The sequence below is a fragment of the Xanthobacter autotrophicus genome (genome assembly GCF_029991245.1).
Classification (GTDB): Bacteria; Pseudomonadota; Alphaproteobacteria; order Rhizobiales; family Xanthobacteraceae; genus Xanthobacter; species Xanthobacter autotrophicus_C.
On record NZ_JAIVFO010000346.1, the window covers coordinates 1 to 469 of the forward strand.

At 62.9% G+C, this 469-nt stretch carries 1 pseudogene; it reads right to left on the reverse strand.

The window, feature by feature from the left end:
• Nucleotides 1-127 precede the first annotated feature (127 nt).
• Nucleotides 128-469, reverse strand: a pseudogene (locus tag K9U41_RS23145) (IS21 family transposase); the annotation flags it as partial.

Consider the following 469-nt stretch of genomic DNA (forward strand, 5'->3'; position numbering starts at 1 on the left):
GGGATCGGCGCCGGCCAGAAGTTGGTCCAGAAGCGCGTCAGGAATACGGGGGGCTTTGCGTCGGGCCATCGGGAACCTCCATAAGGTCCATCATGACCGCCCCCACACGAAATTCCTGACACTCCCGCCGCCCCACGGCGCTGGCCGGGACGGAGTAGCGATTGTTGTCGAAGCGCACCAGGCAGGAAGACCAAAGGGAAATCTTGGAGACGGACGCCGGTAGGGCATGGAAACCGTCAAACCGACATCGATACGAGTTTTGCCTGTTCCGCCTCGAACACCTCCCAGATCGTCCGATCACGCAGCTCGGGATGAGGATGCACCTTGGCGTAGGCGATCGTGCGGTCGCGCGGCCAAGCGTTCAGTTCCTCATAGCTCTTCACCCGAAGCCGCGGGGTGAAGAAACGCTCGCGCTACCTGAGCCAACCTGGTTCTCGACCTGCCCCTTCTCCCAGCCCGACGCTGGCGC